Origin of the sequence: Stutzerimonas xanthomarina DSM 18231, assembly GCF_900129835.1 — a bacterium.
GTDB lineage: Bacteria > Pseudomonadota > Gammaproteobacteria > Pseudomonadales > Pseudomonadaceae > Stutzerimonas > Stutzerimonas xanthomarina.
The window spans coordinates 547,222-573,886 of the sequence record NZ_FQXA01000003.1 but is presented as its reverse complement, the minus strand read 5'-3'; the positions used below and the strand labels follow the sequence as shown (position 1 = coordinate 573,886).

20 protein-coding genes and 1 pseudogene are annotated in these 26,665 nt (G+C 63.4%); 12 read left to right on the top strand and 9 right to left on the bottom strand.

The window, feature by feature from the left end; translation table 11 throughout:
• Positions 1-120 precede the first annotated feature (120 nt).
• The 3 genes from xth (at position 121) to BUE09_RS10650 (ending at position 3,030) form a co-directional block, all read left to right on the top strand.
• Positions 121-966 carry an exodeoxyribonuclease III gene (xth, locus tag BUE09_RS10660; protein WP_073300958.1) on the top strand — a complete coding sequence of 282 codons (846 nt, stop codon included), beginning with the start codon at positions 121-123 and terminating at the stop codon, positions 964-966.
• A gap of 61 nt (positions 967-1,027) precedes the next feature.
• Complete coding sequence (locus BUE09_RS10655) at positions 1,028-1,414, top strand: DUF2946 domain-containing protein (protein ID WP_073300957.1); 387 nt, start codon at positions 1,028-1,030, stop codon at positions 1,412-1,414.
• 227 nt (positions 1,415-1,641) lie between these two features.
• Positions 1,642-3,030: a PepSY-associated TM helix domain-containing protein gene (locus tag BUE09_RS10650; RefSeq protein ID WP_073300956.1), complete on the top strand. Its 1,389-nt coding sequence runs from the start codon at positions 1,642-1,644 to the stop codon at positions 3,028-3,030.
• Positions 3,031-3,229: 199 nt separating this feature from the next.
• On the opposite strand, the pseudogene BUE09_RS10645 reads toward BUE09_RS10650, so the two are convergent.
• Positions 3,230-4,191 (bottom strand): annotated as a pseudogene (locus BUE09_RS10645) (HlyD family secretion protein).
• 41 nt (positions 4,192-4,232) lie between these two features.
• On the opposite strand from BUE09_RS10645, the gene BUE09_RS20260 reads away from it, so the two are divergent.
• The 7 genes from BUE09_RS20260 to BUE09_RS10615 all read left to right on the top strand — a co-directional run bounded on the left by BUE09_RS20260 (position 4,233) and on the right by BUE09_RS10615 (position 13,330).
• Positions 4,233-4,385, top strand: a complete 153-nt coding sequence (locus BUE09_RS20260) for a hypothetical protein (RefSeq protein ID WP_156889443.1) — start codon at positions 4,233-4,235, stop codon at positions 4,383-4,385.
• Positions 4,386-4,806: 421 nt separating this feature from the next.
• On the top strand, positions 4,807-6,132 hold the full coding sequence (locus tag BUE09_RS10640; RefSeq protein ID WP_231975591.1) for a lysine N(6)-hydroxylase/L-ornithine N(5)-oxygenase family protein: 1,326 nt from the start codon (positions 4,807-4,809) through the stop codon (positions 6,130-6,132).
• Complete coding sequence (locus BUE09_RS10635; RefSeq protein WP_073300954.1) at positions 6,129-7,325, top strand: MFS transporter; 1,197 nt, start codon at positions 6,129-6,131, stop codon at positions 7,323-7,325. Before BUE09_RS10640 ends, BUE09_RS10635 begins: the two co-directional genes overlap by 4 nt.
• Positions 7,318-7,893, top strand: a complete 576-nt coding sequence (locus BUE09_RS10630) for a GNAT family N-acetyltransferase (protein WP_073300953.1) — start codon at positions 7,318-7,320, stop codon at positions 7,891-7,893. Before BUE09_RS10635 ends, BUE09_RS10630 begins: the two co-directional genes overlap by 8 nt.
• Complete coding sequence (locus BUE09_RS10625) at positions 7,890-9,752, top strand: IucA/IucC family protein (protein WP_073300952.1); 1,863 nt, start codon at positions 7,890-7,892, stop codon at positions 9,750-9,752. The genes BUE09_RS10630 and BUE09_RS10625 overlap by 4 nt, the downstream gene beginning before the upstream one ends.
• A gap of 129 nt (positions 9,753-9,881) precedes the next feature.
• Complete coding sequence (locus tag BUE09_RS10620) at positions 9,882-11,045, top strand: aromatic ring-hydroxylating oxygenase subunit alpha (RefSeq protein ID WP_073300951.1); 1,164 nt, start codon at positions 9,882-9,884, stop codon at positions 11,043-11,045.
• 95 nt (positions 11,046-11,140) lie between these two features.
• Positions 11,141-13,330 (top strand): TonB-dependent siderophore receptor, encoded by a 2,190-nt coding sequence (locus BUE09_RS10615; protein ID WP_083380680.1) that lies wholly within the window; start codon positions 11,141-11,143, stop codon positions 13,328-13,330.
• Positions 13,331-13,378: 48 nt separating this feature from the next.
• On the opposite strand, the gene BUE09_RS10610 is transcribed toward BUE09_RS10615, so the two are convergent.
• From BUE09_RS10610 to BUE09_RS10595, 4 genes are read right to left on the bottom strand one after another with little or no spacing between them, the layout of a single operon-like run.
• Positions 13,379-14,293 (bottom strand): iron-siderophore ABC transporter substrate-binding protein, encoded by a 915-nt coding sequence (locus BUE09_RS10610; protein ID WP_073300950.1) that lies wholly within the window; start codon positions 14,291-14,293, stop codon positions 13,379-13,381.
• Positions 14,290-16,284: a Fe(3+)-hydroxamate ABC transporter permease FhuB gene (gene fhuB, locus BUE09_RS10605; protein WP_073301037.1), complete on the bottom strand. Its 1,995-nt coding sequence runs from the start codon at positions 16,282-16,284 to the stop codon at positions 14,290-14,292. Before fhuB ends, BUE09_RS10610 begins: the two co-directional genes overlap by 4 nt.
• 11 nt (positions 16,285-16,295) lie before the next feature.
• Positions 16,296-17,063 carry an ABC transporter ATP-binding protein gene (locus BUE09_RS10600; RefSeq protein WP_073300949.1) on the bottom strand — a complete coding sequence of 256 codons (768 nt, stop codon included), beginning with the start codon at positions 17,061-17,063 and terminating at the stop codon, positions 16,296-16,298.
• Positions 17,057-17,809, bottom strand: a complete 753-nt coding sequence (locus BUE09_RS10595) for a siderophore ferric iron reductase (protein WP_073300948.1) — start codon at positions 17,807-17,809, stop codon at positions 17,057-17,059. Before BUE09_RS10595 ends, BUE09_RS10600 begins: the two co-directional genes overlap by 7 nt.
• 261 nt (positions 17,810-18,070) lie before the next feature.
• Between BUE09_RS10595 and BUE09_RS10590 the strand changes: the two genes are divergently transcribed.
• Entirely contained in the window at positions 18,071-18,523 is a 453-nt protein-coding gene (locus BUE09_RS10590; protein WP_073300947.1) for a ferritin-like domain-containing protein, read from the top strand.
• A gap of 71 nt (positions 18,524-18,594) precedes the next feature.
• Here BUE09_RS10590 and BUE09_RS10585 read toward each other — a convergent pair whose 3' ends face one another.
• Positions 18,595-20,250, bottom strand: a complete 1,656-nt coding sequence (locus BUE09_RS10585; RefSeq protein WP_465304059.1) for a putative bifunctional diguanylate cyclase/phosphodiesterase — start codon at positions 20,248-20,250, stop codon at positions 18,595-18,597.
• Positions 20,251-20,450: 200 nt separating this feature from the next.
• Here BUE09_RS10585 and BUE09_RS10580 point away from each other — a divergent pair, with 200 nt between their 5' ends.
• Positions 20,451-21,371, top strand: a complete 921-nt coding sequence (locus BUE09_RS10580; RefSeq protein ID WP_073300945.1) for an AraC family transcriptional regulator — start codon at positions 20,451-20,453, stop codon at positions 21,369-21,371.
• Positions 21,372-21,373: 2 nt separating this feature from the next.
• Here the strand turns inward: BUE09_RS10580 and BUE09_RS10575 are convergent, their stop codons facing one another.
• From BUE09_RS10575 to BUE09_RS10565, 3 genes are all read right to left on the bottom strand, one after another.
• On the bottom strand, positions 21,374-22,903 hold the full coding sequence (locus BUE09_RS10575) for a phosphate ABC transporter substrate-binding protein (RefSeq protein WP_172830719.1): 1,530 nt from the start codon (positions 22,901-22,903) through the stop codon (positions 21,374-21,376).
• A 325-nt stretch (positions 22,904-23,228) separates the two neighbouring features.
• Entirely contained in the window at positions 23,229-24,908 is a 1,680-nt protein-coding gene (locus BUE09_RS10570) for a response regulator (RefSeq protein ID WP_073300944.1), read from the bottom strand.
• Positions 24,892-26,418: an ATPase domain-containing protein gene (locus BUE09_RS10565; RefSeq protein ID WP_073300943.1), complete on the bottom strand. Its 1,527-nt coding sequence runs from the start codon at positions 26,416-26,418 to the stop codon at positions 24,892-24,894. The genes BUE09_RS10570 and BUE09_RS10565 overlap by 17 nt, the downstream gene beginning before the upstream one ends.
• Positions 26,419-26,665: the final 247 nt, after the last annotated feature.

Below are 26,665 nucleotides of genomic sequence, written 5' to 3'. Positions count from 1 at the left end.
GGGTTTTGCGTTGCTGCGGTCCGTAGGGTGGGCTTCAGCCCACCGCGTGACAAGAACACGCCGAACCACGCCGCGCCGGGGTGAGTCACAACAGGGTCATGCATCGGCGCGAGGCTACCCGTGGACTCCCTGAAAATTGCCACCTTCAACATCAACGGCATTCGTGCCCGTCGGACCAACTTGCTCGAATGGCTGGAGCGCGAACAGCCTGACGTCGTCTGCCTGCAGGAACTAAAGGCGCAGGACGCCGATTTCCCCATCGATGACATCCGCGCGGCCGGCTACGGCGCCATCTGGCACGGGCAGAAATCCTGGAACGGCGTGGCGATTTTGTCCAAGGGCGACGACCCGCTGGAAATCCGCCGCGGCCTGCCGGGAGATCCAGACGATACCCACAGCCGCTACCTCGAAGCTGCTGCCCATGGCGTGATCGTCGCCTGCCTCTATCTGCCCAACGGCAACCCGCAGCCGGGGCCGAAGTTCGAGTACAAACTTGCCTGGTTCGAACGCTTCATCAAACACGCCGCCGGGTTGTTCGACAATGGCCATCCCGTGGTCCTAGCCGGCGATTACAACGTCGTCCCCACCGACGAAGACATCTACAACCCGCGCTCCTGGACCAAGGACGCGCTGCTGCAGCCCGAGAGCCGTGAATGCTACGAGCGGCTGTTGGCGCAGGGCTGGACTGACGCGTTGCGCGCCAAGTATCCGGACGCGCGCATCTATACGTTCTGGGACTACTTTCGCCAGCATTGGCAGAAGAACTCCGGCCTGCGCATCGATCACCTGCTACTCAGCGCCGATCTGGCGCCACGGCTGATCGATGCCGGGGTCGATCGCTGGGTGCGTGATCAGGAGCATGCCAGCGACCACGCGCCGACCTGGATCACGTTAAAAGGCGAGGCGAGCGGCAAGGCGGTGCAGGAAAAGCCAGCCAAACGCAGCAAAGCCAAGACAACCCAGTAAACTCACTGCGCCAGCGCTCAACGCGCCTGGCGCTTTCCGCTTCTGCTGGAGCTTGCCCGTCATGCGTCGCCCTAGTCGTGCGCCTATCTGGATAGCGGCCTTTGCCGTTCTGCTGCATCTGTTCGCGATGCCGCTGATGGCCGCGCATACGCAAGGCATGGACGGTACGGGCGGGCATTGCCCAATGGCCGAGGCCAGCCAGCCTCACACCGGACACGTCCAGCACGCCCACGTCGATGAATCTACGCCCAAGCCCAGTCATCACCAGGGGATGCCCTGCTGCTGCGCGGCGGGTTCGGCATCTCTCGCTGCGATTACGACCGGCTCGCCGGTGCTCCATCAACCTCATCTGGTACGGGTCGGCAGCCTGCGCGCAGCAACTGCGCCGCAGCTGTCGCCGCGTTACCGTTGGCCTGCACTGAATCCCCGCGCATCCCCGCTCGCCTGATCGATAACCCCTGATCTGACCGGTAGTCATCGGCGGTCGCGTATGCGTGCCGCCGCTGTTTGCTGGCCCTTGCTGCAGGCCTACGTCCCGGCCGGCAGCGCGAAAAATACGGTCCCGCCTTTGTAGGAGCGAGCTTGCTCGCGATCCTGATCCATTGCAGCGCCATTGATCGCCAGCAAGCTGGCTCCTACAGAGAAGCTGCAGCCATTTCGATCGAGTAAGTAGTCATGACTTCAAGTACCGCCGCCCATCCCGAGGCGTCACCCCTGGCTTCGCGCACGCAGCAACCGTTGCTGGCGCTGTTGATTCGTCTGCATCTCTACGTCGGGCTACTGGTCGGCCCTTTCATCTTCATCGCTGCGTTGAGCGGCCTGGTCTATGCGCTGACACCGCAACTGGAAGAAAGGCTGTACGCCGAGCAGCTGTTCGCCAATAGCACCGGCACACCACAGCCTCTGGCCCGACAGATCGAGGTGGCTCAGGCCCATGTCGGCGAAGCGGCGACGCTGTCGGCGGTGCGCCCGGCACCGGAATCGGGCACCACCACACGGGTGATGTTCACGTCTCCAGAGCTGGGCGAGTCTGAGAGTCGCGCGGTGTTCATCGACCCCGTGACTGCTGAAATCCGCGGTGACTTGCTTGTCTACGGCACCAGTGGCGTGCTGCCGTTGCGTACCTGGCTCGACCAGTTCCATCGCAGCCTGCTGCTCGGCGAACCGGGGAGGCTATACAGCGAGCTGGCGGCGTCCTGGCTGTGGGTGGCAGCGCTGGGCGGCTTTGCGTTGTGGATCATCAGGCGGCGGCGCGCCTCGGCTACGGTCCGCTCAAAAGGGTTGAGGCACTGGCACGCCACACTGGGGTTGTGCCTGTTGATCGGGCTGCTGTTCTTCTCCGCTACCGGTCTGACTTGGTCACGCTGGGCCGGCGGCAACATCGGTGTAGCGCGCGCGGCGCTGGGCATGTCGACGCCGAGCGTCTCCACCGCGCTGAACGGCGAAAAGGCTGCCCCGCCAGGCGAACACGACCATCACACGGGCATGGCGATGCCGGCTGCGCAAACCCGTGATCCACAGAGCTTCGATGCGGTGCTGAACGCCGCGCGAAATGCCGGAATCGATGCGGGCAAGCTCGAAATCGTGCCGGCCACTGAACCGAATCGCGCCTGGTCAGTGACGGAGATCGACCGTAGCTGGCCGACGCAGGTCGACGCCGTCGCCATTGATCCGCGTTCGCTGATGGTTACCGACCGCATTGATTTCGCCAGCTTTCCCATCGCCGCCAAGCTGACGCGTTGGGGTATCGACGCGCACATGGGCTCGCTGTTCGGCTTGGCGAACCAACTACTGCTCGCGGTCACCGCACTTGGCCTGGCGACGCTGGTGGCCTTCGGTTACCTGATGTGGTGGCGCCGTCGCGCGCCCGTGCGTCGGGTCGGGGTGCTGCAGGCGCTGCGTGCATTGCCGCCGCGCGCCCTGGGCACCACGGTGCTGGTGACGTTGGTGTTCGGCATCTGCCTGCCCGTGCTGGGCGTCAGCCTGTTGCTTTTTCTGGCTATCGAAGCGCTGCTCGATGGTCTGGCACGGTCGCGGCCAGAGCGATTACGTCAGCCCGGGTGAGCCGGAGCGGCGGGCTGCCAGCCGCCAAGCACCTGATAGGGGCGACCAGCACATAGCTGGTTCCCGATGGCTGCACGGCAGCCAGCTCGCTTCGGGGCGTGGCGGCGCTAGCCCTGCGGCGGCGCATAGCCGAGAAGGGCGCTCGGCAGAGCACCGAATGGATCATCGGCCAGCAGAGGCTTGGCGATGCCCGGGTGGCTCATTGCATTTCAGTTTCCGGCTGACTCACGAGCGCATCGTCGGCCATGTCGACGCCGGTATCCACGTGCGCTACTACCGACAGTCCGGGGCGCGGCCGGTCGATCAATGGCTGATCCGGGTCCAGGATGATGCGCACCGGCACCCGCTGGACCACCTTGGTGAAATTGCCGGTGGCGTTGTCCGAGCGCAGCACGCTGAATTCCGAACCGGTGGCGGGTGCCAGGCGCTGCATGCGACCGGTCAGGCGCGCGCTCTCCAGTGCATCGACTTCGATCTCGGCTGGCTGGCCGGGGCGCATGGCGAAGGTCTGGGTTTCCTTGTAGTTGGCGATGACCCACAGCTGATCCGGCACCAGATAGAGCAGTTGCGAACCGGCCGCGACGTACTGACCCTGACGCACCGTGACTTCACTCACGCGCCCGTCACGCGGCGCGGTGATGCGCGTGTTGTCCAGGTCGATCTGCGCCCGGTTGAGGTTCGCCTCGGCAATGTCCACCTGGGCCTGGAGGCCGCCTCGGGACACAGGGTCTGTTCGAGGTTTTCCAGATCGAAGCGGCGCGCGGCCAGTTCGGCACGGCGCTGCTCGACCACCTGGCGATACTGGCGATCATCGATCTGCACCAGCGGCTGGCCCTGGCGTACTTCCTCGAAGTCCTGCACCAGCACCTCGGTGACGTAGCCATTCACCTGCGGCACAAGCGCGGTGATTTGCCCACGCACGTAGGCGTTCTCGGTCACGGCGACATTCCCGCCAAACGGCCACAGCTGCCAGGCGTAAAGAATTGCCAGCACGACGATAAGCGCCGCCAGTGCCATGAGGATGACCGAGCGACGGCTCGGTTTGATGGTCTTCGGCGGGTCGTCCGGCGTCGGGCCGGCGTCCGTGGCGCCTGCGGCGGCTTGCGGTGGCTGGGCCGTCTGCAGGGTTTGTTTGTCTTCGGGTTGCCTGGTTTCACTCATGGAGATGAGGCGTTCCTGTTCTACCGCGCGATGCGCAGGGTGTGGAAAAGTGTCCCGCCGAACACACCGATGGAAAGCATGCCGATCAGCCGGAAGACATCATTGAAGGCCAGTACATTGGCCTCGCGGGTAACCACCTGGCTCAGCTGCGCCGCGCTCTGAGCCTGTCACAGCTGGGGGTCGCTCTGGCGTGACGCCAACGCCTGGCTCTGGATCTGCAGACGCTGCGCCACCCGCGGATCGCCGGGCACCACCTGCTCGCTGAGGTAGCTGGAATGTTAGTTTTCTCTCTTCGAACAATCATCTGCGTGAAATTATTGGTCGGCGCTCGTTCGCGAATGGACGGCGGGCGCGCTGCGCGACGCTAGTCGGTGATCGCGTTCAGGTTCGGTGCCGAAAGTGCTGGGCCAGGCTGACCTTGGGTAGCGCGGAGAACGCGTATTTCGGGGTTTTGGTTGCTCCCGGTTGGCTGCACGCAACGGGTTCAGTTACATCGTTGTGTGGTGAATGTGGCTTACAGGCGCAGATAATAATAATTCGCGTTTGACACTTATTATCATCAATACTAGCCTCTCGGACCAAGATCGTTGATCGGAGTGACGAGCCGTGCACGAAATGCCCTATGACTTCATCGCCATTGGCGCTGGGCCCTGCAATCTCGGACTGGCCTGCCTCACTGCGCCGTTGCGTGATGTGCGCAGCCTGTTTCTCGAACGCAAGGCGGCATTCAGCTGGCACCCGGGCATGCTGCTCGACGGCACCACGCTGCAGAACCCCTTTCTTGCCGATCTGGTCTCGATGGCCGATCCCACCAGCCCGTTCAGCTACCTCAACTACTGCAAATTGCAGGGTCGGCTATACAACTATTACATCCGCGAAAACTGGTATCTCGATCGTCAGGAGTTCGACCGTTATTGCCGCTGGGCTGCAGCACGGCTGGAAAACCTTCGCTGTGGCCATGAAGTGAGCAACATTGGTCACGACGCGGCGTCCGGTCTCTATCAGGTCGTTGGTCGGACCGCGGAAGGCGAGAGTTTTGCCTACCTGGCCCGCAAGCTGGTGATTGGAATTGGCGGTGTGCCGCGCTTTCCTGATGGCTGCGCCGGCCAGGATCTTTCACAATTGGTGCACAGCAGTCAGTACCTCGCCGAGCGCGCACGTCTGCAAGCCGGCCGCAGCATTACCGTGATCGGCAGTGGACAGAGCGGGGCGGAGGTTTATCACGACCTGTTGCAGGCTTCCAAGCAGCACGGCTATTCGCTCAACTGGGTGACCCGCGCGCCGCGCTTCTTTCAGATGGAGGACGCCAAGCTCACGCTCGAGCTGATCACACCCGAGTATGGCGACTACTTCTACGACCTTCATCCGACGGTTAAAGCCGAGGCGTTGGATGACCAGCGCAGTATCTACAACGGTATCAACCAGTCGTTGATCCAACGGCTCTATGCTCTGCTCGACGAGCGTCGCCACCGCAACGCGCCGGCAACCCGACTATTGAGCTGCATGGCTCTGGAGAGCTGCCGGCGCGCGCAGGACGGGCGCGGCTGGGAACTGGACTTTCGGCATGCGCCGCTGGCTCGCCGATATCGGCACCGGACCGACGCCGTGGTATTCGCCACCGGCTATCGCTATCAGGTGCCCCTGTTCGTCAACGGCATCCGCGACCGCATCCGCTGGGACCAGCATGGCCGGTATGCCCCGTCGCGTCGCTGGGCCGTCGATCACCAGAACTGTGAGATCTTCGTTCAGAACGTTGGCCTGCAGAGCCATGGCCTGACCAACCCTGACCTGGGCCTGGCGTGTCACCGCAACAGTCGGCTGCTAGCTGAACTGACCGGCCACGATTACTACCCGAGCGAGACGAGGACGGCTTTCCAGGACTTCGTACCAACCGAAGACAGCGGCTTTGTCGCGCTGGGGCGGGAGGTCGTCGGCTCGTGACCTTGCGTACCACCATTCTGATCATGTCCGCTTTTGGCGTGATCAGCGACTCGATCCTGATCGCCTTCTACCCGCAGTTCTTCGAGCTGCGCTACGGCCTGGCCAGCTCGGTGCACGTCGGCGCCTACATCGCTGCTATCTCGATTGCGGTGATGTGCATGCTGCCGGTCTGGGCGCGTGTGGCGCGGCGTGTTGAGACCATGCATTTGCTGGCCTACACGCAGCTGGCCGCGACCGCCTTCTGCCTGCTGGCGATCTGGGCGCCAACGGTCGAGGCGTACTGGCTGCTGACCATGCTGATGTTCATGACCAAGGCCAGTTACCTGCTGATGTTTCCCTACCTGATGCGTCTGGAGCCGGCCAACCGGCACAGCGTGACCATCGGCCTGTTGTCGGTGGTGATCCACATCGGCGCCATCTTCGGTGCGGCGGTCGGCGGGCTGGCGCTGCAGGAATTCGGCCCACGTTTCTGCGTGGCGCTGATGGCGGCGGGCGACCTCGCCCAGTTCGGCCTCTGCACCTACCTGATCCGCAGCGGGCGTGTGGTGCGAGTGCTCTCGGCCGATGAAGGCGAGCGCGCCGCGCCGGCCCCGCGGCGTACGCCCGAGGCGCTTTCGGCGCTCCTCAAACTGAGCCTGCTGATGTTCCTGTTCGACTTCAGCGCCTATCTGGTTCGGCCGTTCTTCACGGTCTACTGGGAAGCACGAACCGGCATTTCCGATCAGCTGCTCACTGGCGTCATCTTCGCCATTCCCGGCATCGTCGCGCTGTTCGCTCTCGCGCTGCGCCACCGCATGGCCAGCCAGCCGCGCTGGGCCGATCACACCTTGCTCAACCTCGTCATCGGCGCAGGGGGGCTGGCATTGCAGGCAAGCGAATCGCTGTGGCTGATCGTACTGGGCCGCTGCCTGTACGGCTGGGCGCTGTATCAGGTAATCGTCAAGCTTGAAGTCACGCTGTTCAAGGTCAGCACGCCAGCGTTCTATGCGCGGGATTTCGGCGTGACCAACTTCTTCCAGAATCTCGGCGTGTTGCTCTCCTCATTCAGTGCAGGCTATCTGGTCGACTGGGTCGGCGTACCCACCAGCTTTGTTATCGCCGCGGCTGGCATGCTGCTGACCGCCGTCATCGACCGCGGCTGGTTCGGTGTCGACAGTCGCCACCGTACATCTGCGGAGGTTTGCCATGCCTGAATTGATCAAGCCGGCAGACAACCGCGCCGCGCTGAACCCAGCTTTCGGCCTGCGCCCGCTGTGCCTGGATGAAGACGTGGCGACCATCCAGCCCTGGTACCAGATGGACTACGCGCATTTCTGGAACATGCAGAACATGAGCATCGAGGCAACCATCGATTTCTATCGAGATGCCGCGACGCACGGCCTGCAGGCCTACCTCGGCTATTACGACGACAGCCCTGCGTTCGTCCTCGAATGCTACGACCCGCGCCGCGACCTACTCGGCGACTGCTATCCGGTGCAGCCCGGCGACATCGGCATGCACTTTTTTGTCGGCCCATCGCAGCGGCCGATCCGTCATTACACCCGCGACGTGCTGCGCACCGTCATGGCCTTTCTCTTCGATGCGCTCGCTGCTCAGCGGGTGGTGGTCGAGCCGGACCTGCGCAACGAACGGGTGCATCGCCTCAACCGGCTGGTCGGCTTTGTCGACGCCGGCACCATGGCGCTGCCGGGCAAGACCGCCCGGCTGGCGTTCTGCTCGCCCCACGATTTCGCTCAATCACTGGAGGAACAGGCCCCATGACGACGTCCCCGAGTCTCGATCGCCCCGCATCGGCAGTCACGCATCTGCAACCCGAGGTGTGGCGCAAGGTGAACCGGCTGCTGGTGCGCAAAGCCATCGCGGAGTTCACTCACGAGCAGGTGTTCGCCCCAACGGCGCTGGGCGAGACGGGGCGTGCCGGTTGGCGTCGCTATGAGTTGGTGTCCGACACGCCGGGCTGTCGTTATCGGTTCGAGGCCCGGCGCATGGCGCTGCGGCACTGGCATGTGAACGTCGCGAGCATAGAGCGACTCGTCGATGAACAGGCGCAGCCGCTCGATGCGTTGACCTTCGTCATCGACTTCAAGCGCACGCTGGGCATCCCGGCGGACAAGCTGCCGGTGTACCTCGACGAGATCAGCAGCACCCTGTACGGTGCGGCCTACAAACATGGGCGCCAGGCTTTGAGCAGCGCCGAGCTGGCCGATGCCGACTATCAAACGCTCGAATCCGCGATGATTGAAGGTCACCCGGGCTTCGTCGCCAACAATGGCCGGCTGGGCTTCGATTCGCTCGACTACCACAGCTATGCACCCGAGACCGGCGGGCGTTTCGCCATCGTCTGGCTGGCCGTGCACCGCGACAAAGCGCATTTTGCTGCCGTGCCCGGGCTCGATCACGAAAACCTGCTGCGCCAGGAGCTGGGTAGTGAACGCCTCATCACCTTGCGTCGGCATTTGGCCGGCGAGGGCCTGGACCCGGCCGACTACCTGTTCATGCCGGCGCATCCCTGGCAGTGGTTTAACAAGCTGTCGATGATGTTCGCCGCCGACATCGCCGAGCGCCGCATCGTGCCGCTCGGGCTCAGCGGCGATCACTACTGCGCACAGCAGTCGGTGCGGACCTATTTCAATGTTTCCGAGCCCGAGCGCTGCTACGTGAAAACCTCGCTGTCGGTGCTCAATATGGGGTTCATGCGCGGCCTGTCGCCGTATTACATGGCTGGCACGCCGGCGATCAACGCCTACCTCGACGAACTGATCAGCGCCGATCCGGTGCTGCGCGACCACGGCTTCGGCATCCTGCGCGAGGTGGCGTCGGTCGGTTACCGCAACCGCTACTACGAGGCGGCGCTGGAAACCGACAGCCCCTACAAGAAGATGCTCTCGGCGCTCTGGCGGGAAAGCCCGATCCCGCGGCTACAACCCGGCGAGCGGCTGATGACCATGGCCGCGCTGCTGCACGTCGATCCGCAGGGCGTGCCCTTGCTGCCCGAGCTGATCGGTCGCTCCGGCCTTACGGCAAAGGCTTGGCTGAGGCGCTATCTCGACGCCTTCCTGATCCCGGTAGTGCACTGCTTCTACGCGCATCACCTGGTGTTCATGCCGCACGGCGAGAATCTGATTCTAGTGCTCGAAGGCCACGTGCCGACGCGGGTGTTCATGAAGGACATCGCCGAAGAGTCGGCCATCCTCGACAAGGACGCGCAGATGCCGGAAGGGCTCGAGCGTTTGGCGGTCGACGTGCCGGAGGATTTCAAGATTCTCGGCATCTTCATCGACATCTTCGACGGTGTGTTCCGTCACATGGCACCGCTGCTGGAGGAGAGCGGCACGCTTGAGGAAACGCAGTTCTGGCGCACCGTCGCCGAGTCGGTGCTGAACTACCAGCACGCGCACCCGGAGCTGGCGGAGCGGTTCGCGCGCTACGACTTTTTCGCGCCGACCTTCCTGCATTCGTGCCTTAACCGACTGCAGCTAAAGAACAACCTGCAGATGGTCGACCTGGCCAATCCGGCCGGCAGCCTGATCATGGCCGAGCCGCTGGACAACCCCGTGGCGCCATACGGCCCCGAGCGACAGCGGCAAGGTGCGAAAAGCGAGGCAGCGCTGCCGGTTTAGCCCCACGCAACTGGCCCCTGACGGGGCCCTTCGCCCACGGCAGCAATGCCGAGATCAGGGTTTCGCATGCCTGGAAAAAAAGGCAGCGAAGCGGAGCGGCGTGGTCGATCCGCGCCAAAGGAGCCTTGCATGTTCAACCCCAACCGGCTGGCCGGTGTGATCAGCAGACCCGCCAGGCACGAGCCGCAGCTGGCGATACGCGATTACTGCGATCCGGCTGTTTACGAGCGCGAACAGGCGCTGATTTTTCGCCGCAGCGCCCGTTATGTGGGCCATGAAAAGATGGTGCCGCAGCCCGGCGATTGGTACGCGCTACCGCAGGACGAGCACAGCCGCATTCTGGTACGCAACGAGCACGGCATCGAGCTGCTGTCCAACGTCTGCCGGCACCGTCAGGCGGTGATGCTTGGCGACCACGGCCCGGACAGCGACCCCTGCGCCATTCGCCGCGGCAACCTCGGCGCTAGCGGCGGCCGCATTCTCTGCCCGCTGCATGCATGGAGCTACGACAACCAGGGCCTGATCGTCGGTGCGCCGAAGTTTCCCGAGCGCCCCTGCCGCAATCTGCCGCGCTATCCGCTGTACAACGTCAGCGGTTTTCTGTTCGAAGGCGAGCGCGATCCGGCGCAGGACATCGGCGCCTTGTTCGACCGACCGGAGATGGACTTCTCCGAATACGAGCTTGACCACGTCGAGGTGCATCCGTGTCGGTGCAACTGGAAAACCTTCATCGAGATCTACAACGACGACTATCACATCGCGTCTTTCCACCCCGGTTTGCGCCGCTACGTGCAGAGCACCGGGCTGAGCTGGGAATACGGCGACTGGTACAGCCTGCAGCGCATCGCAGTCAGCCAGAACCTCGCCCGTGCCGGCACCGAGGCCTATCGCGCCTGGCACGAGGGGCTCATAGCCCATGGAGGCGGTCGGTCGCCCGAGTTCGGCGCCATCTGGGCCAGCTACTACCCGACTCACATGATCGAGGTATTTCCGTACGCACTAGTGCTCTCGACGGTATACCCGCAAGGGGTGCACGAGACGCTCAATGTCGTCGAGTTCTATTACCCGGCCGAGCTACGCCAGAACCACCGGGAACTGTGCCAGGCGCACCGCGCCGCCTACCTGGAAACCGCTCTCGAGGACGACGAAATCGCCGAGCGCACCGATGCCGGGCGTCGCGCGCTGTACCGCCGGGGCGAGGAGGACAGCGGGCCGTATCAGGTGCCGCTGGAGGAGGGCATGCAGCACTTTCACCAGTGGTATCACGGGGTCATGCAGCAGTACCCGGAATGAAATCACCCTTCACCTGCACAGGAACGGACTCCATGAGCTGACTCGACCTTTTTCCAGCAAGCACCGCAACCTCAACCGATAAGAAAGCAGACATCATGATCGAAGTGATCTCCAACCCGCTGCCGCGTGCCGGTATTCCCGTCTCGCGTCCGTCTACCCTTGCGCTGGCCTGCCGACTGGCACCCTTCGCGCTGCTGTTGGCCTCGCCGATAACCTTCGGCCAACAGGCAGTCGACCCGCTGAAACTGGACCCGATGGACGTGACCGCCGAGCGCGAAGCCGCGCCGAGCGTCACCGAACGAAGCGACTCCTACACCATTGGCTCGACCAGCACCGCGACGCGGCTTGGTCTCTCTCCGCGAGAAACCCCGCAAACGGCCGTAACCCTGACCCGCGAGCAGCTTGATGACTTCGGTCTAGACAGCGCTAATGACGCGCTGCAGGCGGCCGGCGTGAACGTGCAGCGGGTCGAGACCGACCGCACCTACTACTCTGTTCGTGGCTTCGACGTGTCGAACTTCCAGGTCGACGGCCTCGGTTTGCCGTTCAGCTCCGAAGAGCAGATGGGCGACATCGACACTTTCCTGTATGACCACATTGAAGTGCTCAAAGGGGCCAACGGCCTGACTGCTAATCCGGGCAACCCGGCGGCGACCGCCAACTTCGTGCGCAAACGCCCGACGCGCGACTTCCAGGCCGAGGCCTCGCTGAGCTATGGCTCCTGGGACACCGCGCGTGGTGAGCTGGACGTCTCCGGCCCGCTGGACGATGCAGGCCACATCCGCGGTCGCGTGCTCGCCGTGCAGCAGGACGGCGACTCCTACCTGGACCGCTATTCGCTGGAAAAGACGGTGTTCTCGGCGATGCTGGAAGCGGATCTGGGCGACCGCAACACGGTGTTGTTCGGCTACTCGGAACAGCGCAACCGGCCCAACGGCATCATGTGGGGCGCCTTGTCGGTGTACGACAGCGAGGGCAATCCGATCGACTACAGCCGCTCGAAGAGCTATTCGCCGGACTGGACCTACTGGGACAGTCAGGACAAGCAGGTCTTTACCGAACTCACGACGGCGTGGGGCGGCGGCTGGCAGTCGCGCGTATCGCTGAACTATCGCGAAATCAGCTCGGACGCCGAACAGTTCCTCGCTTACGGCATACCGGATGCCAGCACCGGGCTGGGGCTGTCCACCTACGCATCGAAATACGACCGCATCGAGCGGCAGCTGGTGGGCGATGCCTACCTCAAGGGCCCGTTCGAGCTGTTCGGTCGCACCCACGAAGCGGTGATCGGTGCGAACTGGTCACGCTCGACATCGCGCTGGTCATCCTATGACGATGCCATCGGCGTTCCCCTGCCGGCCGGTTTCGACGGCGACTACCCGCGGCCGGGTTTCGACAACGGCTTGACCAGCGGCGCGGACTACACCACCTATCGGCGTAGCGTTTACAGCGCGGGGCACTTCAGCGTGACCGACCGCCTCAAGCTGATCCTCGGCGCCAATCACACCTGGCTGGACAGCAGCGGCTATCAGATCGGCGACGAGCACAGCTACGCCGAATCCAAGACCACGCCTTATGTCGGGGCCACCTACGATTTCGGCGAGCACTACTCGGCCTATGCCAGCTACACCAAGATCTTCAGCCCACAGCACCTGCTGGGTGCCGACCTGACGCTGGTCGATCCCATCGAGGGCGACAGCGTCGAAGGTGGGCTCAAGGGTGAATGGTTCGGCGGCCGGCTGAATGCCAGCGCCGGGATGTTTCGTACCGAGCAGGAGAACACGCCGGAATATGGCGGCTTCGACGCCGGCGCCGGGGTGTCCTACTACAACGCCGTCGACGCCATCTCCAAGGGCTACGAGCTGACCGTCGCCGGCCAGATCACCGATAACTGGGAGGCCAGCGCCGGATTGACCCATCTGTTTCCCCTGGAAGACAAGGAAGGCCGCACGGTGCGGACTTATGTGCCGCGCAACTATCTGTATCTCGGTACCACCTACAAGGTGCCTCAGGTGCAGGGGCTCAAGGTCGGCGGCAGTATGGTCTGGCAGGACGATATCTCCCGCGAGCAAGGCGCCACGGCCAGCGGCGAGACCATCGTCACGCGTCAGGATGACTACGCGGTGGTCAATGCGATGGCCAGCTACGACATTGACGAGCATTTCAACGTCGCGCTCAACGTCAACAACCTGTTCGACGAGAAATACCTGACCAGCCTCTACTGGGAGCAGACCTACTACGCGGCGCCGCGCAACGCGACCGTCACGCTGAGTTGGGCGTACTAGGACCCGGAAGCACAAAGCAAGCGCGCCGGGGTTTGCTCCGGCGCGTCGCTATGGGGTTTGACCGGCCTGGCCGCCGGCCGCCTGAATGGCGGTCGGCGGAATCGTCAGCAACGCTTCGGTAATGGCTTCGGCTAGAAATTGCACGCAGAACACGCCGCCGTGGGTCCAGGCGGGGCGCATGCCGGCGAAGCGCCCGGCCCTGACGAAAGGCATGCCCTGCCACAGACGACTGCGGAACAGCCGCTCGCCGGCCGCGAAAGGCTCGATGTGCAGCACGACACCTTCATCTATTTCGCTGAGCACCGTTACCGGCAGTTGCAGGTTGCCCCAACGGCTGACTGGCGTGGCGTAGGCGCTGTCCAATCCGAGCAGGCTTAGGGCATGCGCGGGCATCGAATTCGGTCCGTACACCAGCACGGCGGTGGGTGTGGAAAAGCGCACCACGGAGACAGCCGGTAGGGTCTCGCCGAAATGGGCGTGCAGCTGTTGGCGCAATGCATTCAACCGTGCATCCATGGCAGCCAGCGTCTCTCTGGCTCGATCGAGCCGGCCGATGCGCTTGGCCAGCGCCAGGTAGTTCTCGCGTTGCATCAGGTAATTGTCGCGCGCCTGGGTGAAGTCACCGTAGGCGACCACCGGTGCGATGCGCTCGAGCTTGTCGCGCAAGTCTTCGATCAGCGGGGTGATCACAATCAGGTCGAGGTCGAGCTGGGCTAACAGTTCCAGGTTGGGTTCGGTGCGCGTACCGACCGGGGTCACTGATTCAGGTAGCGTAGGCCGTACGACCCAGGCGCGGTAGTCATCGGCGTCGGCCACCGCCACCGGCTCGATGCCCAGCATCAACAAGTGCTCCACCGGCTCCCAACTCAGCGCGGCAACGCGCGGCGCTTCACTGGCATGCGACCGGCTGCCGATCAGCAGCAACAGGCCGAACAGCGCGACGAGGCGCGGCAAGCGCTTCATTTGCCGCGCTGCCGGATCAGCAGGTAGAGGAAATACAGCCCGCAGAGAATGGACGCCACCAGCCCGACCGGCACTTCCAGGGGGAACAGCAGCGAGCGACCGATCCAGTCGGACACCAGCATCAGCCAACCGCCCAGCAGCGCGGCGAGCAGCAGTTGCGGCAATGCCCGACGCGCGCCGAGCAGCGCGGCCATGTGCGGCGCCAACAGCCCGAGAAAGGCGACCGGCCCGAGCAGGCTGGTCACAACCGCGCACAGCAGCGATACCAGCAAAAGTAGCGCCAGCCGCGCGCGCGGCACATCGAGCCCTCGGCTGAGCGCCACGCCGCTGCCAATCGAAATAAGCGTCAGCGCACGGTGCAAGGTCAGGCTGATCGCTACCAGCACGGCGACGCCGCCGCTCAGTGCAATCGCCTCGCGCGCTTCGACTCGATAGGTGGAACCGGCCAGCCAGCCGAGCAACGCCAGCGCGTCGGCCGGGCCGCGCGTCAGGCCGACCTGCAGGGCGGTGTTGAGCAGCGCGGCGAGTGAAACCCCGACCAGCACCATGATGCCGGGCGAGTAGTGATGCCGGTGACCAAACAGCAATAACAGGCCGAGCACCACAAGGCTGCCGGCAAAGGCGGCGATCGGGGCGATCAGTTGCATCGACCCGGCCCCGAACAGCATCACTGCAAGCACCACGGCAAGGGTCGCGCCCGCCGTCAGCCCGAGAATGTCGGGGCTGGCCAAGGGGTTGCGCAGCAGACGTTGCAGCATCGTCCCGGCCACGGCCAATCCGCAGCCAGCCGCGATCGCCGCCAGAAGCCGAGGCCAGCGCAGCGACCAGAGCGCCTCCGTCGGCCAGCCAAAGGTCCAGCCGGATGGCCCGCGTGCGATTAGCAATGTGACGAGTGCTGCCGCGCCCCCGGCCAGCAGCAGGCGGACCAGCCTGCGCGCGTTCAATAGGCCTGCACCGGACGGTACCGCCAGGCTTTGCCGATCCTCAGCCGCCAATTGTCTGCGCGACAGCCAGAGCAGGGCCGGAGCGCCGATCAGTGCAGCGGTCGCGCCGCTGGGGATCAGTTCGGAGAACCAGCGATTCAATGCCAGCGTCAGGGTGTCCGTACCGAGCAGCAGCAAGGCGCCGAGTAGCGCACTGTAGAGCAGCTCGTCTCGTGCGGAGCGAGCGCCGAACAAGCGCGCCAGATTCGGTGTGATCAAGCCGATGAAGCCGATCAGACCGACGGCGGTGATGGCTGCCGAGGTAAGCCACAGGCTGGCCAGAAACAAGGCCAGCATCACGGGCCAGAGCGACAGGCCACGCGCGCTGGCACCCGTGGCGCCCAACTGCAGCAGCGTCAACGGGCGCGGGGCCAGCGCAATCACCAGCAACCCGATCAGCAGTTTAGGCCATAGCCACTGAACCCAGTGCCAGTCGATCTGCCCGAGGTCGCCGGCGCCCCAGATGAACAGCCCGCGGCTCTGCTGGTTGTGCAGCAGCAGAATCGCCGTGGCGATGGCGCCGAGCAGCAGGTTGAGCGCCATGCCGGCCAGAATCACCGGCAGTCCCGCTGCGCCCTGACGACCCGCGATCAGCAGTGCCAGCCCCACCGCGGCGAGTGCGCCGCCGAGCGCCGCCCAGTGCCCGTGGGTAGCCGCCAATGTCGGCGAAAGCAGGGCCGTGGCGGTCAAACCGAGCCAGGCGCCGGAGGCTGCACCCAGGGTCATGGGCGAGGCGAGGCGATTCTGCGTCAATTGTTGCAGTACGCTGCCGGACAGCCCGAGGGCAGCGCCGACCAGCAAGGCCATGGTCAAACGCGGCAGCACGGACAGGCCGAACTCCAGCGCATCGAGGCTGCCGGCCGCCGGTGGCTGAAGTGACCAATGCGCGGGCGTCCAGTGCGTCATGCCCAGGTTCAGGTGCAGCACGGCGAGTATGGCCAAGCCGATGAGCGTGATGAGGTAACGCGCCGAAATCCCGGCAGGCGGGGCTGGTGCCGTATCGGTCATCAGCGCCTGCATTAGCTCACCACGGCGATCCGGCGCGCCTGGCCCGGCTGGTCGATCAGGTGAATCCCAACGTCGTAGAGCGCGCTGAGGCGGTCGGCAGACAACAGCTGCTCGGGTGTCCCGTCGAAAAACAAACGCCCGCGCTTGAGCGCAACGATTCGATCAGCGAAGCGCGCGGCCAGGTTGACGTCGTGCAGAATCGCCACGATGGCCCTTCCGGTCTCACGGTTAAGTGTTTGCAACAAGGTCATCAACTGATACTGGTGCGCCAGGTCGAGCGCCGAGGTGGGCTCGTCCAGCAGCAGTAACGGTGCTTGCTGGGCCAGCAGCATGGCGATCCAGGCGCGCTGGCGTTCGCCGCCGGACAGGCTGTCGGCCAGATGTTCGGCGTAGTCAGCGATGTCGGTTTGCGCCAGGGCACGGTCGATGGCCTGTTCATCCTCGGCTTGCCAGGGTGCCAGCAGGCCTCGCCAGGGGAAGCGACCGAGGCGAACCAGCTCGCGCACATTGAGCCCGGCGACGTCGGGCAAGTGCTGCGGCAGAAAGGCAACTTTGCGGGCGAAGGCGCGTTGGCGATAACGGGACAGCGGCTGGCCGTCGAGCTCGATGCGCCCGCGATCCGGCGGGAACTGCCGAGCAATCAGGTTCATCAGGGTGGATTTGCCCGAGCCGTTGTGCCCGAGAATGACGGTAAAGCTACCGGCGTCGAGCGCGAGTCTGTCGAACATCAGCACGGTGCGACCGTCGCGGCTCACCTCGATGTCTTCGAGGCTCAGCATGACGCGGCCTCGCGCAAGCGTTTCAGGCGCTCGTCACGGGCAAGTTTCGGACAGCTGGCGCACAGCTCGCCATCGGCCCGGCGAAAATGCTGACAACAGACCTTTCGCCCCATCGCGAGGCAGTGCCGACCATCGTCCAGCTCAAGCGGGACCAGCGCGCTACCGCCAGGCAGCGCCAGGGCGTCGAGCCAGTGCCGTTCGGCTTCCAGTAATACGTCATCAGTGACAGGTTCATGCCGTTGCGCCAGCAATAGCGCGGCGCGCACGCAGTCGGCAACCAGCAGTCGCGCCATTTTCGGGTAGATGACGGCGACTGCATTGAATTCATCCAGCTGCGTTTCGACGAAGTCCTGAAGCTGATCGCTGGCGCAGGCGATCAGGGCACGCAGATCGCCTCCGTACGGACAGTGCGGCGGCAGACGAAAGCCGTGTACCGAACCTGCTATGACCGACTGCCCCATGTGGGCTAGGCATGGCGCGCGGCCGCCGAGATGGACCGCCAGAAGACTGAAATAGATGGGCTGCCAGATGAGCAGCGACCAGCTACGCGCGGACCAGTAGTGTGGGCCCGCTTCCGGATGCGACTGCTCCCAATATCGGTGCAGAGCGCAAACGCGCGCTGCGTTGTCGGGGCTGCCGCAGATCAGCTGGTGATCCTGCGCAGCTCCGATTTCGCCGTTCAGGCCAGGCAATGCCCGGGCTGCGACGTGCAACAGTCGTAGAAGATCATGGTAATCCGGGGACATAGAACGAGCCGGTCCACTTTTCAGATGCGACCAGTGTACGGCTGTTATTGAGAACTATTCAAATCTGGCGCCGGTCTCGTTGCTCTTGAGTTCTGCAAGGAGGGCGGTGCGGGCAGGATTTGGATTGTCGCCAGTTTTAAGCGCACCTCAGCTAGCAGCCATCGGGCTGGCAACCTGAACCTTTATCGAAACGGCACAGTCGACTTAACAGGTTGGCCGTGTTTGTTCCGGCCGTTCTTAAGCGCTCAGGAGGACTGTTCAATGGATACCAAAGACACGATTTCCGTACTCAACGATCTCATCGAAACCAGCAAAGACGGTGAGAAAGGCTTCCGCGAATGCGCTGAGGATCTCAATAATCCGCAGCTGAAAACCACCATGAGTCAGCGTGCCCAGGATTGCGCCACCGCAGCCGCCGAGCTGCAGCAGTTGGTCCGCACCCTCGGTGGCGACCCGGAAACCACCACCAGCACCGCTGGCGACATGCACCGCCGCTGGGTGGACCTGAAGTCCATGGTCACCGGCAAGGACGACGAAGCCATCCTCAACGAGTGCGAGCGTGGCGAAGACGTTGCCCTCAAGAGCTACCGCAAAGCGCTCGAGAAAGACCTGCCGATGGACGTGCGTTCGGTGGTCGAGCGTCAAATGCAGGGCGTGCAGCGCAACTATGACCAAGTCAAGGCACTGCGCGACGCCGAGCGCGCCCGTAGCTGACCGATTCGTGTATCGAAAAGCGCCGGCCCTTGTGCCGGCGTTTTTGTGTCAAGGCTAGAAACCCCGCTGCGTCAGTCACAAACGGGCTCCGCCGTTCTGGTGAACGGCTCGTACTGGTAGAGCTGTTCGGCTGACATGGGGCGGCTGAAGTGATAGCCCTGAGCGATATCGCAGCCGGCCAGCTTCAAGTAAACCAGCTGATCGCGCGTTTCCACGCCCTCGGCCACGACAGTCAGACCCAGGCGCTTTGCCAGGGTGATGGTGGAAGAAACGATGGGGTTGTCGTCGTAGCTATTGGAAAGTGGGGCGATCAAGGCACGGTCGATCTTCAGCGTGCTGAGCGGCATCGAATGCAGGTGCGCGAAACCTGCATAGCCTTTTCCGAAGTCATCGAGGCTTATGTTCAGCCCCGCCACACGCAGCCGTTCGAGATGCTCGACGGCCATCCCTTCATCATCGAGTACGACTGTTTCGGTGATCTCCAGCTCGAATTGCCAGGCTTCGACGCCGCGCTGTGCCAGTTCGCTGAGCAAACGTTCGCTGAAATCGGCTTGACGCAGCTGTATGGCCGAGACGTTGACCGCAAGTCGCGAGGAGCGGCCTTGAGCCCGCCAACCTTTCAGTTCCTCCAGCGCGAGACGTATCACTTCCCAGCCGAGCGCGACGATGAACCCACTGCGCTCTGCCAGCGAGATGAAGCGATCCGGGTAGAGCAGGCCGAACTGTGGGTGCTCCCAGCGCACCAGCGCTTCATAGCCGGTGACCTGCATCGAATCGAGCTGGATTTGCGGCTGGTAGTGCAGGATGAATTGCCGCTCGCTCAAGGCAGCAACCAGCGACTGCTCCAGCGAGAATTCATTGATATCCGTGAGGTTCAGGGAGGGGTCGAAGAACCGATACTGGCCGCGACCGGACTGCTTGGCCGAGTACATCGCCGCGTCAGCGCAGCGGATCAAACCGTCGACCTCCTGACCATCACGGGGACAGATGCTGACACCGATGCTCGGGCTGGTGTTGACCTCGTGTTCATCGAGCGCATAGACGGCGGTGAGCTTGTTCACCAGATCGCGCACCCAGCTATCGATCTGCTCCTCGCTGCGGTCGCCCGCGAGCAACACCACGAACTCATCACCGCCGAAGCGCGCCGCCTGATCGCCGGGTTCCAGCGCGCGGCTTATCCGTCCCGCCACGGCCTGTAGAAGCAGATCCCCGACCTTGTGCCCCAGCGAATCGTTGATCGATTTGAAGCGGTCCATGTCGATGAACAGTATCGCCATCAAACGCCGCAGGCTGCGCTGCCGGGCCAGGGTTTCGGCGCAGATATCCATGAACTGCCGGCGGTTATGCAGGCCACTCAGATGATCGGTCGCGGCCGCATGGCTGCTGCGCCGATGCTCGTCTTCCAGCCGGCTGATCCGCTCCTGGTTGTTTCGATACGCCTGCTCCAGCACGCAAAAAGCCTCGTGGCGTTTGTGCAGCAGCCGCATCATCCAGACCATTGCTCCGAGGATGGCCAGCGTCATACCCAAGTTCATCCATCGCTGGCGGCTGAACCTGTGCTGTTGCGCATCGAGGATTTCATCGAACTGCTGGCTGACCACCGCCTCCCTTCGAGACGTCTGTTCGTTGTGCCAATGTTGCCCCCATATGAATGCCTGCGTGGCTATACAGATCCATAGCAGCAGCACCTGCGGAAACTTGGGGGAGGACAGGAACCGTCGAATCACGACAGGGCACTCAATAATGCAGTGATGGCAAAATATCATCACCGTGTTTCATGCCGATGACAGCGGCGGTGGCGGCCTGCCGCTATTGCTTCGCATGCAAGTCGCTGGCACACGGGTCGTCTGCAAACAAGATTCGTCTCGCTCAGGCAACAGCAAACGAGCTGCTAAGCTGTTTCATCCGTTTCCGGAGCCTGTTGCCCATGACCTCCTTCATTTCCCCATCGAGTGACGAGAGCAGCGCACAGCGCGCCGAGCTGGCGCGGCTGGTCGAAGGCGCGGTCAGCGGCGACGGCATGCACCCGACCGCCATCGAGCCGCTGCATCTGATCCGCTGCGCAACGCCTGGCGAGATGACCTACGGCCTGCACAAGCCGGCGTTGTGCGTCATCGTTCAGGGCGGCAAGGAAGTGCGCCTGGCTGACGAGCTGTATCGCTACGATCCGCTGCATTATCTGGTGGTCTCGGTGACGCTGCCTGTCGCCGGCTGTGTGATCCGGGCATCCAGCGACGAGCCTTATATCTGCATTCGGCTGGACATCGATCCGACGCTGATTGCCGGGCTGGTCACAGACGTCAGCCCCGAGCCGACACCCGAACAGGTTGCGGGGCGTGGCCTCTATCTGGACCGTATCGATGCGCCTCTGCTGGATGCCACGCTGAGGCTGGTGCGCCTGCTGAGCAATCCGAAGGACATTCCGGTCCTGGCGCCGTTGGCGTTGCGCGAGATTTTCTACCGACTGCTTTGCGGGCCGCAGGGCCATCATCTGCAGGCGGTGGCGCTGCAGGGAAGTCAGTCGCACCGGGTCAACGATGCCATCGAGTGGCTCAACCGCAACTACGTCGAGCCGCTGCGCATCGAGGAGCTGGCGCGCCGGGTCAATCTCAGCAGTTCCAGCCTGCATCACCGTTTCAAGGCGCTGACCGCCATGAGTCCATTGCAGTACCAGAAGCAGCTTCGCCTGCAGGAAGCCCGCCGGTTGTTGGTGGCCGAAGGGCTGGACGTATCGGCGGCGGGTTACCGGGTGGGCTATGAAAGCCCCTCGCAATTCAGCCGTGAATACAGCCGCTTGTTCGGCGCCTCCCCGGTCAAGGACCTGGCCCGCCTGCGCAGCATCGCCTGATCTCAGCGTGCCGAGTCGTGCCCTTTGCTGGGCTTGATCTCGAAGGCAATGGACCAGTTGTAGAGCGGGTAGGGCTTGCCGACCAGCGCCTCAATGTTTGCCTCTTCCGGCATGCCTTCGTCGGGCAGGTATTCATAGTTGGCGTCCGCTACGGTCGGGTCGCTGTCATGCAATTCACCGGCGCCGCCTGTTGCCTGGCTGGCGTAGCGGATGGTCGGGATGCCCACCAGATCGCGACCGACGACTAGGCGCAACACGGTATCGGCGGCGGCTTCGATGTTTTCCACCGGCACCTTGCCCTTGTCATCAGTGATGACGAAGCCGTAGTTCTCGATCATTTGCGCCTTGTGCCCAATATAGGGCTCGCTGAAGGCCAGCGGGGGGTGCGGGACGTGGAAGTCCATCAGGATTTCCCGGCCTTCGACCGTCGCGTTCAGCGGTGACAGTGGCTGCCAGCCACGCTGCTCGACCACCACCTGATGGAACACCTTGCCGAGCATCTGGCCGAACCAGCGATAGCCATTGGCGGATAGATGCGTGCCTTTGTCGACGTAGGGATAGACCGGGCCGGCGAGGTACCAGTTGGGCTCTTCCTGCGCCAGTTCCCACTGCGCAAGGCCGACGTCCAGGCTGCCATCGACGACCGATGTCTTGGCATCGGTCTGGTAGCTGATGAACGCGGGCATCCGCTTCTGGTCGATGGCCTTGGCGGTGTCTTCGTACAGGTCGTTGCGCAACTGACGGAGCATCTTCTTGTAGGTGGCCTTGTCGTTGATGCCGCCCTGGACCTCGGCGTAGTCGTATTCGCCCTGTAACCAGAACAGCGCGCTGAAGCTGTAGCTGGCACCCTCGGCCAGCGCGACCTGCCGCGCCTGATCCATAGCCTGGAGCACACGCCTGTACTCGTGGGTACCGCCGACCTTGGACAGCTGTGCGATGGAGCGGCCCGAGGTGGCGGCGTTGCTGGCGACGAGCAGATGCTCGGGGTCGGCTTTGATGCCTTTGCTCTCCAGGTAGAGCCGTCGGGCCATGTTCAATGCGCCGACTTCCACCGATTCGCCTTCTTCCTGCGCCTGTTTTTCCAGCTGCGCGACGGCCTCGGCATCGAGCAGAACCTTCGGGTCTCGTTTGAGCTGCACCACTGCCTGGAGCGGCTTGAACGCGACGCCGCCGACCGGGACGAAGCGATCACCGCTGAAGGTCGCCGAGCGCGTCGCGTCGCCCAGCATCAGGTTGTCGTAGCCCGGCTGCTTCGACAGCGCGGGCCAGCCCTCAGCGGCCGAGGCCAGCGACTGGCCGAAGGTGATGACATGGTTGTACTTGGCCTCGAGCGATGGCGGCTGGCTTTTGGGCTGTTCGATTGTCTGTTGGCTCCAGCGCTTGTTCTGCGCGTCGCGCGCCGCGATAGCCTGGTTATCGGCATGCGCGAAGGGTGCGGCGACTGCTAACAGCAGGCTGGTAATGGCGGCGTGAGCAAGCGGGGCTCGAACGGGCCAAAAGGCTTTGCGGAACGGGTTGGAAGCAGGTGGCATCGATCGGTTCCTTGTGATTGAAGCGCAAACGAGCGCGATGCGAGGGAGACGGGTGGATGCGGCGTACCGCACGCGTGGGACTGGCGTTTCGACGACCTGAAAGGCGCTTAGTTCTGGTGGGCTGCTCGACGAGTGCGAGCAGTTAGGATGATGCGTGTCACCAGCTCACTGCCGGTGTATAGAGCTGAAGATGAAAACCGGACATGCGTTGACGCTAACCTGCTCGCTAGAGACCGCCACAGCGTTTCGCGGGCAAGCTCGCTCCTGCATCAGCGATGCTGCCGTTGACCGGGAAACGGCGTTCACCAACACCAAACTTGAACGATCAGGCCTCGATGGCTTCGACTGCGTTCTTCAGCGCTGCAGCCAGCTCTTCCAGCCGATAGGGCTTGGCCAACACCTGGACGCCTTCGGCTTCAGCCGACTGCTTGATTGCTTCGGCGTAGCCACTGGTGAGCAGGACCGGCACGCCGAACTGGCTCGCGCGGATCTCGCGGGCCAGGTCAAGGCCGTTCATGCCACCGGGCATCATCACATCGGAGAACACGACGTCGACCCCGCGCCCATCGGCAAGGGCACTTAGCGCTGCCGCGGCGCTGGTGGCGTAGGTCACTGCATAGCCGAGGTGTTCGAGCATTTCGCCGACCAACGCAGAGACCTCACCGTCATCATCGACCAGCAGTACGTTACCGGCCGAACGCCGCGCGGGTTCGTCCACCGTTGGCTGCTCCTTGAGCGGGCTCGGCAGGTTCATCGAGCGCGGCAGCAGCATCACCACGCTGGTGCCCTGTTCGCATTCGGTGTCGATCCACACCGTGCCGCCTGACTGCCGCGCAAAGCCGTATACCTGCGCGAGGCCGAGGCCCGATCCTTTGCCGATTTCCTTGGTGGTAAAGAAAGGGTCGAAGACCCGGTTGCGAACATCCGCCGGGATGCCAGCACCCGTATCGATAACTGCCAGCCGCACAAAATCGCCCCGATGACCAAGCACCTGCGCGTCGGGTGCATTGCTGGCCTGCAGGAGGATCGAGCCACCCTCAGGCATTGCATCGCGCGCATTGACCGCGAGGTTGAGGATGACCAGCTCAAGCTCGCCTGGATCCACTTCCACGGGCCATAGATCGGGCGCGAATTCTTCCTTGACGTGCACGTCACCACGCAGGCTACGGTCGAGCAGTTCGCGCATCTGGCTGATCCGCTGAGCCAGGTCAACGGCTTCGGGCGCCAGCGATTGCCGGCGGGAAAACGCGAGCAACTGCCGGGTCAGTGCAGAGCCGCGTTGGGCTGCCTGGCGCATGCCGTCCATCAGTCGCTTGCGACGGTCCGGATCGGCGCGACGGTCGAGCATGTCGAGCCCACCGGAGATCACCATCAGCAGGTTATTGAAATCGTGAGCGATGCCGCCGGTAAGCTGGCCGATGGCTTCGATCTTTTGCGTCTGCCGCAGGGTTTCCTCGATGTGCGCGCGCTCGGCCATCTGCGAGCGCAACTCAAGGTTGGTGCGTTCCAGTTCGCTGGTGCGTTCGACCACCAGTGCTTCCAGTTCCTGCGAGGCCCGCTCGCGGGCCTCAATCAAGGCGCGCACTTCGTACTGGCGCAGGCGACTGCGCACGGCGGCCTGCACAGCACTGGTCAGGGTGATGCTCTGCACCGGACGTTCCAGCAGCGAGACATTGCGCAGCGCCGCCACCATCCGCTGTCTCCAGGCGGCAACCGCCGGCTGCTGGTGCTTGCTGGTAAGAACTACGAATGGAAAATCCGACCAGGCCGGTTGCTGATCGACCCAGCCGGACAATGCCTGCAGGTCATGGCCGAACAGGCCTTCTTCGGCGATGAACACTGCCTCAGCATCAGTTTCGGCGCGTTGCAGCACCTCATCGACGCCGTGACAGACTGTTGCATCCATGCCGCTGCGGCGAAGCAGCTCGGCTGTGGCCGGGCCATCCCGGCCGATGGGGGCATAGACGGCGATCCGCGGATGCTCTGCTTTAGTGGGCGTTGTCATGCTCGTCTGTCAGTAGCTGAGTCGCATCACCGGTGTATTCCGGCGTGCCCGATAGAATCCCGCTGAAGTGACTCAGCGGTGGCCCAACCTGCACACCGGTGGTGCTGAGGCGGTATTCGCGAACGGTGTTTTCGTGGCGCCCGCTGCGCTTTTTGACCACGGACAAGGCCCTGCGAACGATGCCGGCGTGCTCGAAGTAGCGCAGCATGATAACCGCATCGCTGAGGTAGCTGATATCGATGGGCGTATCCATCGGGCCCACCAGCCCGTGCTGGGCCAGCACCATGATGCTGATTACGCCTTTCTGTCCCAGGTAGCTCAGTAGCTCGTGCATCTGCAGGATCAGGAAACGGCCGTCCGGCATCGCGTGCAGGTAGCCGTTGAGGCTGTCCAGAATCACCAGCCGTGAGCCTTGTTCTTCCACACCGCGCCTTACGGCTGCGGTGAATTCGCCGGGCGATAGCTCGGCCGGATCGACCTGTTGCAGATGCAGGAGGCCCTGTTCGATCCAGGGTTCCATGTCGAGACCCAACGAGCGTCCACGTGCCATTAAGGTGCCGATATTTTCGTCGAAGATGAAAAAGGATACCTGCTCACCGCGCTTGCACGCTGCGACCGCGAAACTCAACGCCAAAGAAGACTTGCCGACGCCCGCCGCACCGACGAACAACGCATTGGTGCCACGCTCCAGGCCACCGCCGAGCATGATGTCCAGTGCGGGATTGCCCGAAGAGGCCACGTCGCCGATGTAGCGCGACTGATGCTCTGCAGCGATCAGCCGAGGGAAGATCTGCAACCCGCCCTTGCGTATGACGAAGTCGTGATAGCCGCCGCGGAATTGGATGCCGCGCATCTTCACCACACGCAGACGCCGCCGCTCCGCGCCATAGTCGATGGCCAGCTGTTCCAGCATGACCACACCGTGGGAGATCGAATGCAGCTGCAGGTCGCCCACTTCCGAGGTCTGGTCATCCAGCAGAATCACGGTGCAACGGCGCGTAGTGAAGAAGTGCTTGAGCGCCAATACCTGGCGCCGATAGCGCAGCGGGCTCTGCGCCAGCAGGCGCATTTCCGACAGGCTGTCGAAGATCACTCGGGTCGGGTTGGTTTGTCTCACGCGGTCGAAGACTTGTTGAGTGGTTTCGCTCAGTTCCATCTCTGCCGGATGCAAGACGGTCAGTTCGAGCTCGGGGTCGAGGCTGGCCTCGGGGGTTACCAGCTCGAACACGTCGATGCCTTCGAGCGACCAGCCGTGACGCTTGGCGACCAGTTCCAGCTCTAGCTTGGTCTCAGACAGGGTGACGTAGAGTACGCGCTCACCCTGACGAACGCCTTCAAGCAGGAACTGCATGGCGATGGTGGTTTTGCCGGCACCCGGGCTGCCTTCATAAAGGTACATGCGATTGGCGTCGAGGCCGCCGCCGAGGATATCGTCCAGGCCTTCGCTGCCAGTGGAAATACGTGGGAGTTCGTCGTTCGGGTTGAAGGAAGGATCACTTGAATCGGTCATTCCGTACTCCTTACGCAGGCTTCTATTGCAAAGGAAGCCGCGTTGGTTGTTCCTGCCGGCCGAGTCCCTGAATCCAGGCAAGACCATGCGGAACACGCCCGTAAAATGCCTGCTAGGCGGTCGGGCAAAAACCCTCTCGAACGATCGTCAGAGGCGTGCCGAGCGAGCTTATTACAGGTGTTCGGCAGACGATAGCCGAGGGGCGCAGTCAGCTAATCCGACTCGTTTTTCCGCGGCCCGTTCCGTT

Coding starts and splice junctions, on each gene's coding strand:
- BUE09_RS10595 (WP_073300948.1), bottom strand. CDS start 17,809: ATGTCCCCGGATTACCATGATCTTCTACGACTGTTGCACGTCGCAGCC.
- BUE09_RS10655 (WP_073300957.1), top strand. CDS start 1,028: ATGCGTCGCCCTAGTCGTGCGCCTATCTGGATAGCGGCCTTTGCCGTT.
- BUE09_RS10575 (WP_172830719.1), bottom strand. CDS start 22,903: ATGCCACCTGCTTCCAACCCGTTCCGCAAAGCCTTTTGGCCCGTTCGA.
- BUE09_RS10630 (WP_073300953.1), top strand. CDS start 7,318: ATGCCTGAATTGATCAAGCCGGCAGACAACCGCGCCGCGCTGAACCCA.
- BUE09_RS10650 (WP_073300956.1), top strand. CDS start 1,642: ATGACTTCAAGTACCGCCGCCCATCCCGAGGCGTCACCCCTGGCTTCG.
- BUE09_RS10570 (WP_073300944.1), bottom strand. CDS start 24,908: ATGACAACGCCCACTAAAGCAGAGCATCCGCGGATCGCCGTCTATGCC.
- BUE09_RS10590 (WP_073300947.1), top strand. CDS start 18,071: ATGGATACCAAAGACACGATTTCCGTACTCAACGATCTCATCGAAACC.
- BUE09_RS10625 (WP_073300952.1), top strand. CDS start 7,890: ATGACGACGTCCCCGAGTCTCGATCGCCCCGCATCGGCAGTCACGCAT.
- BUE09_RS10615 (WP_083380680.1), top strand. CDS start 11,141: ATGATCGAAGTGATCTCCAACCCGCTGCCGCGTGCCGGTATTCCCGTC.
- BUE09_RS10610 (WP_073300950.1), bottom strand. CDS start 14,293: ATGAAGCGCTTGCCGCGCCTCGTCGCGCTGTTCGGCCTGTTGCTGCTG.
- BUE09_RS10565 (WP_073300943.1), bottom strand. CDS start 26,418: ATGACCGATTCAAGTGATCCTTCCTTCAACCCGAACGACGAACTCCCA.
- BUE09_RS10580 (WP_073300945.1), top strand. CDS start 20,451: ATGACCTCCTTCATTTCCCCATCGAGTGACGAGAGCAGCGCACAGCGC.
- fhuB (WP_073301037.1), bottom strand. CDS start 16,284: ATGACCGATACGGCACCAGCCCCGCCTGCCGGGATTTCGGCGCGTTAC.
- BUE09_RS10640 (WP_231975591.1), top strand. CDS start 4,807: ATGCCCTATGACTTCATCGCCATTGGCGCTGGGCCCTGCAATCTCGGA.
- BUE09_RS10620 (WP_073300951.1), top strand. CDS start 9,882: ATGTTCAACCCCAACCGGCTGGCCGGTGTGATCAGCAGACCCGCCAGG.
- BUE09_RS10600 (WP_073300949.1), bottom strand. CDS start 17,063: ATGCTGAGCCTCGAAGACATCGAGGTGAGCCGCGACGGTCGCACCGTG.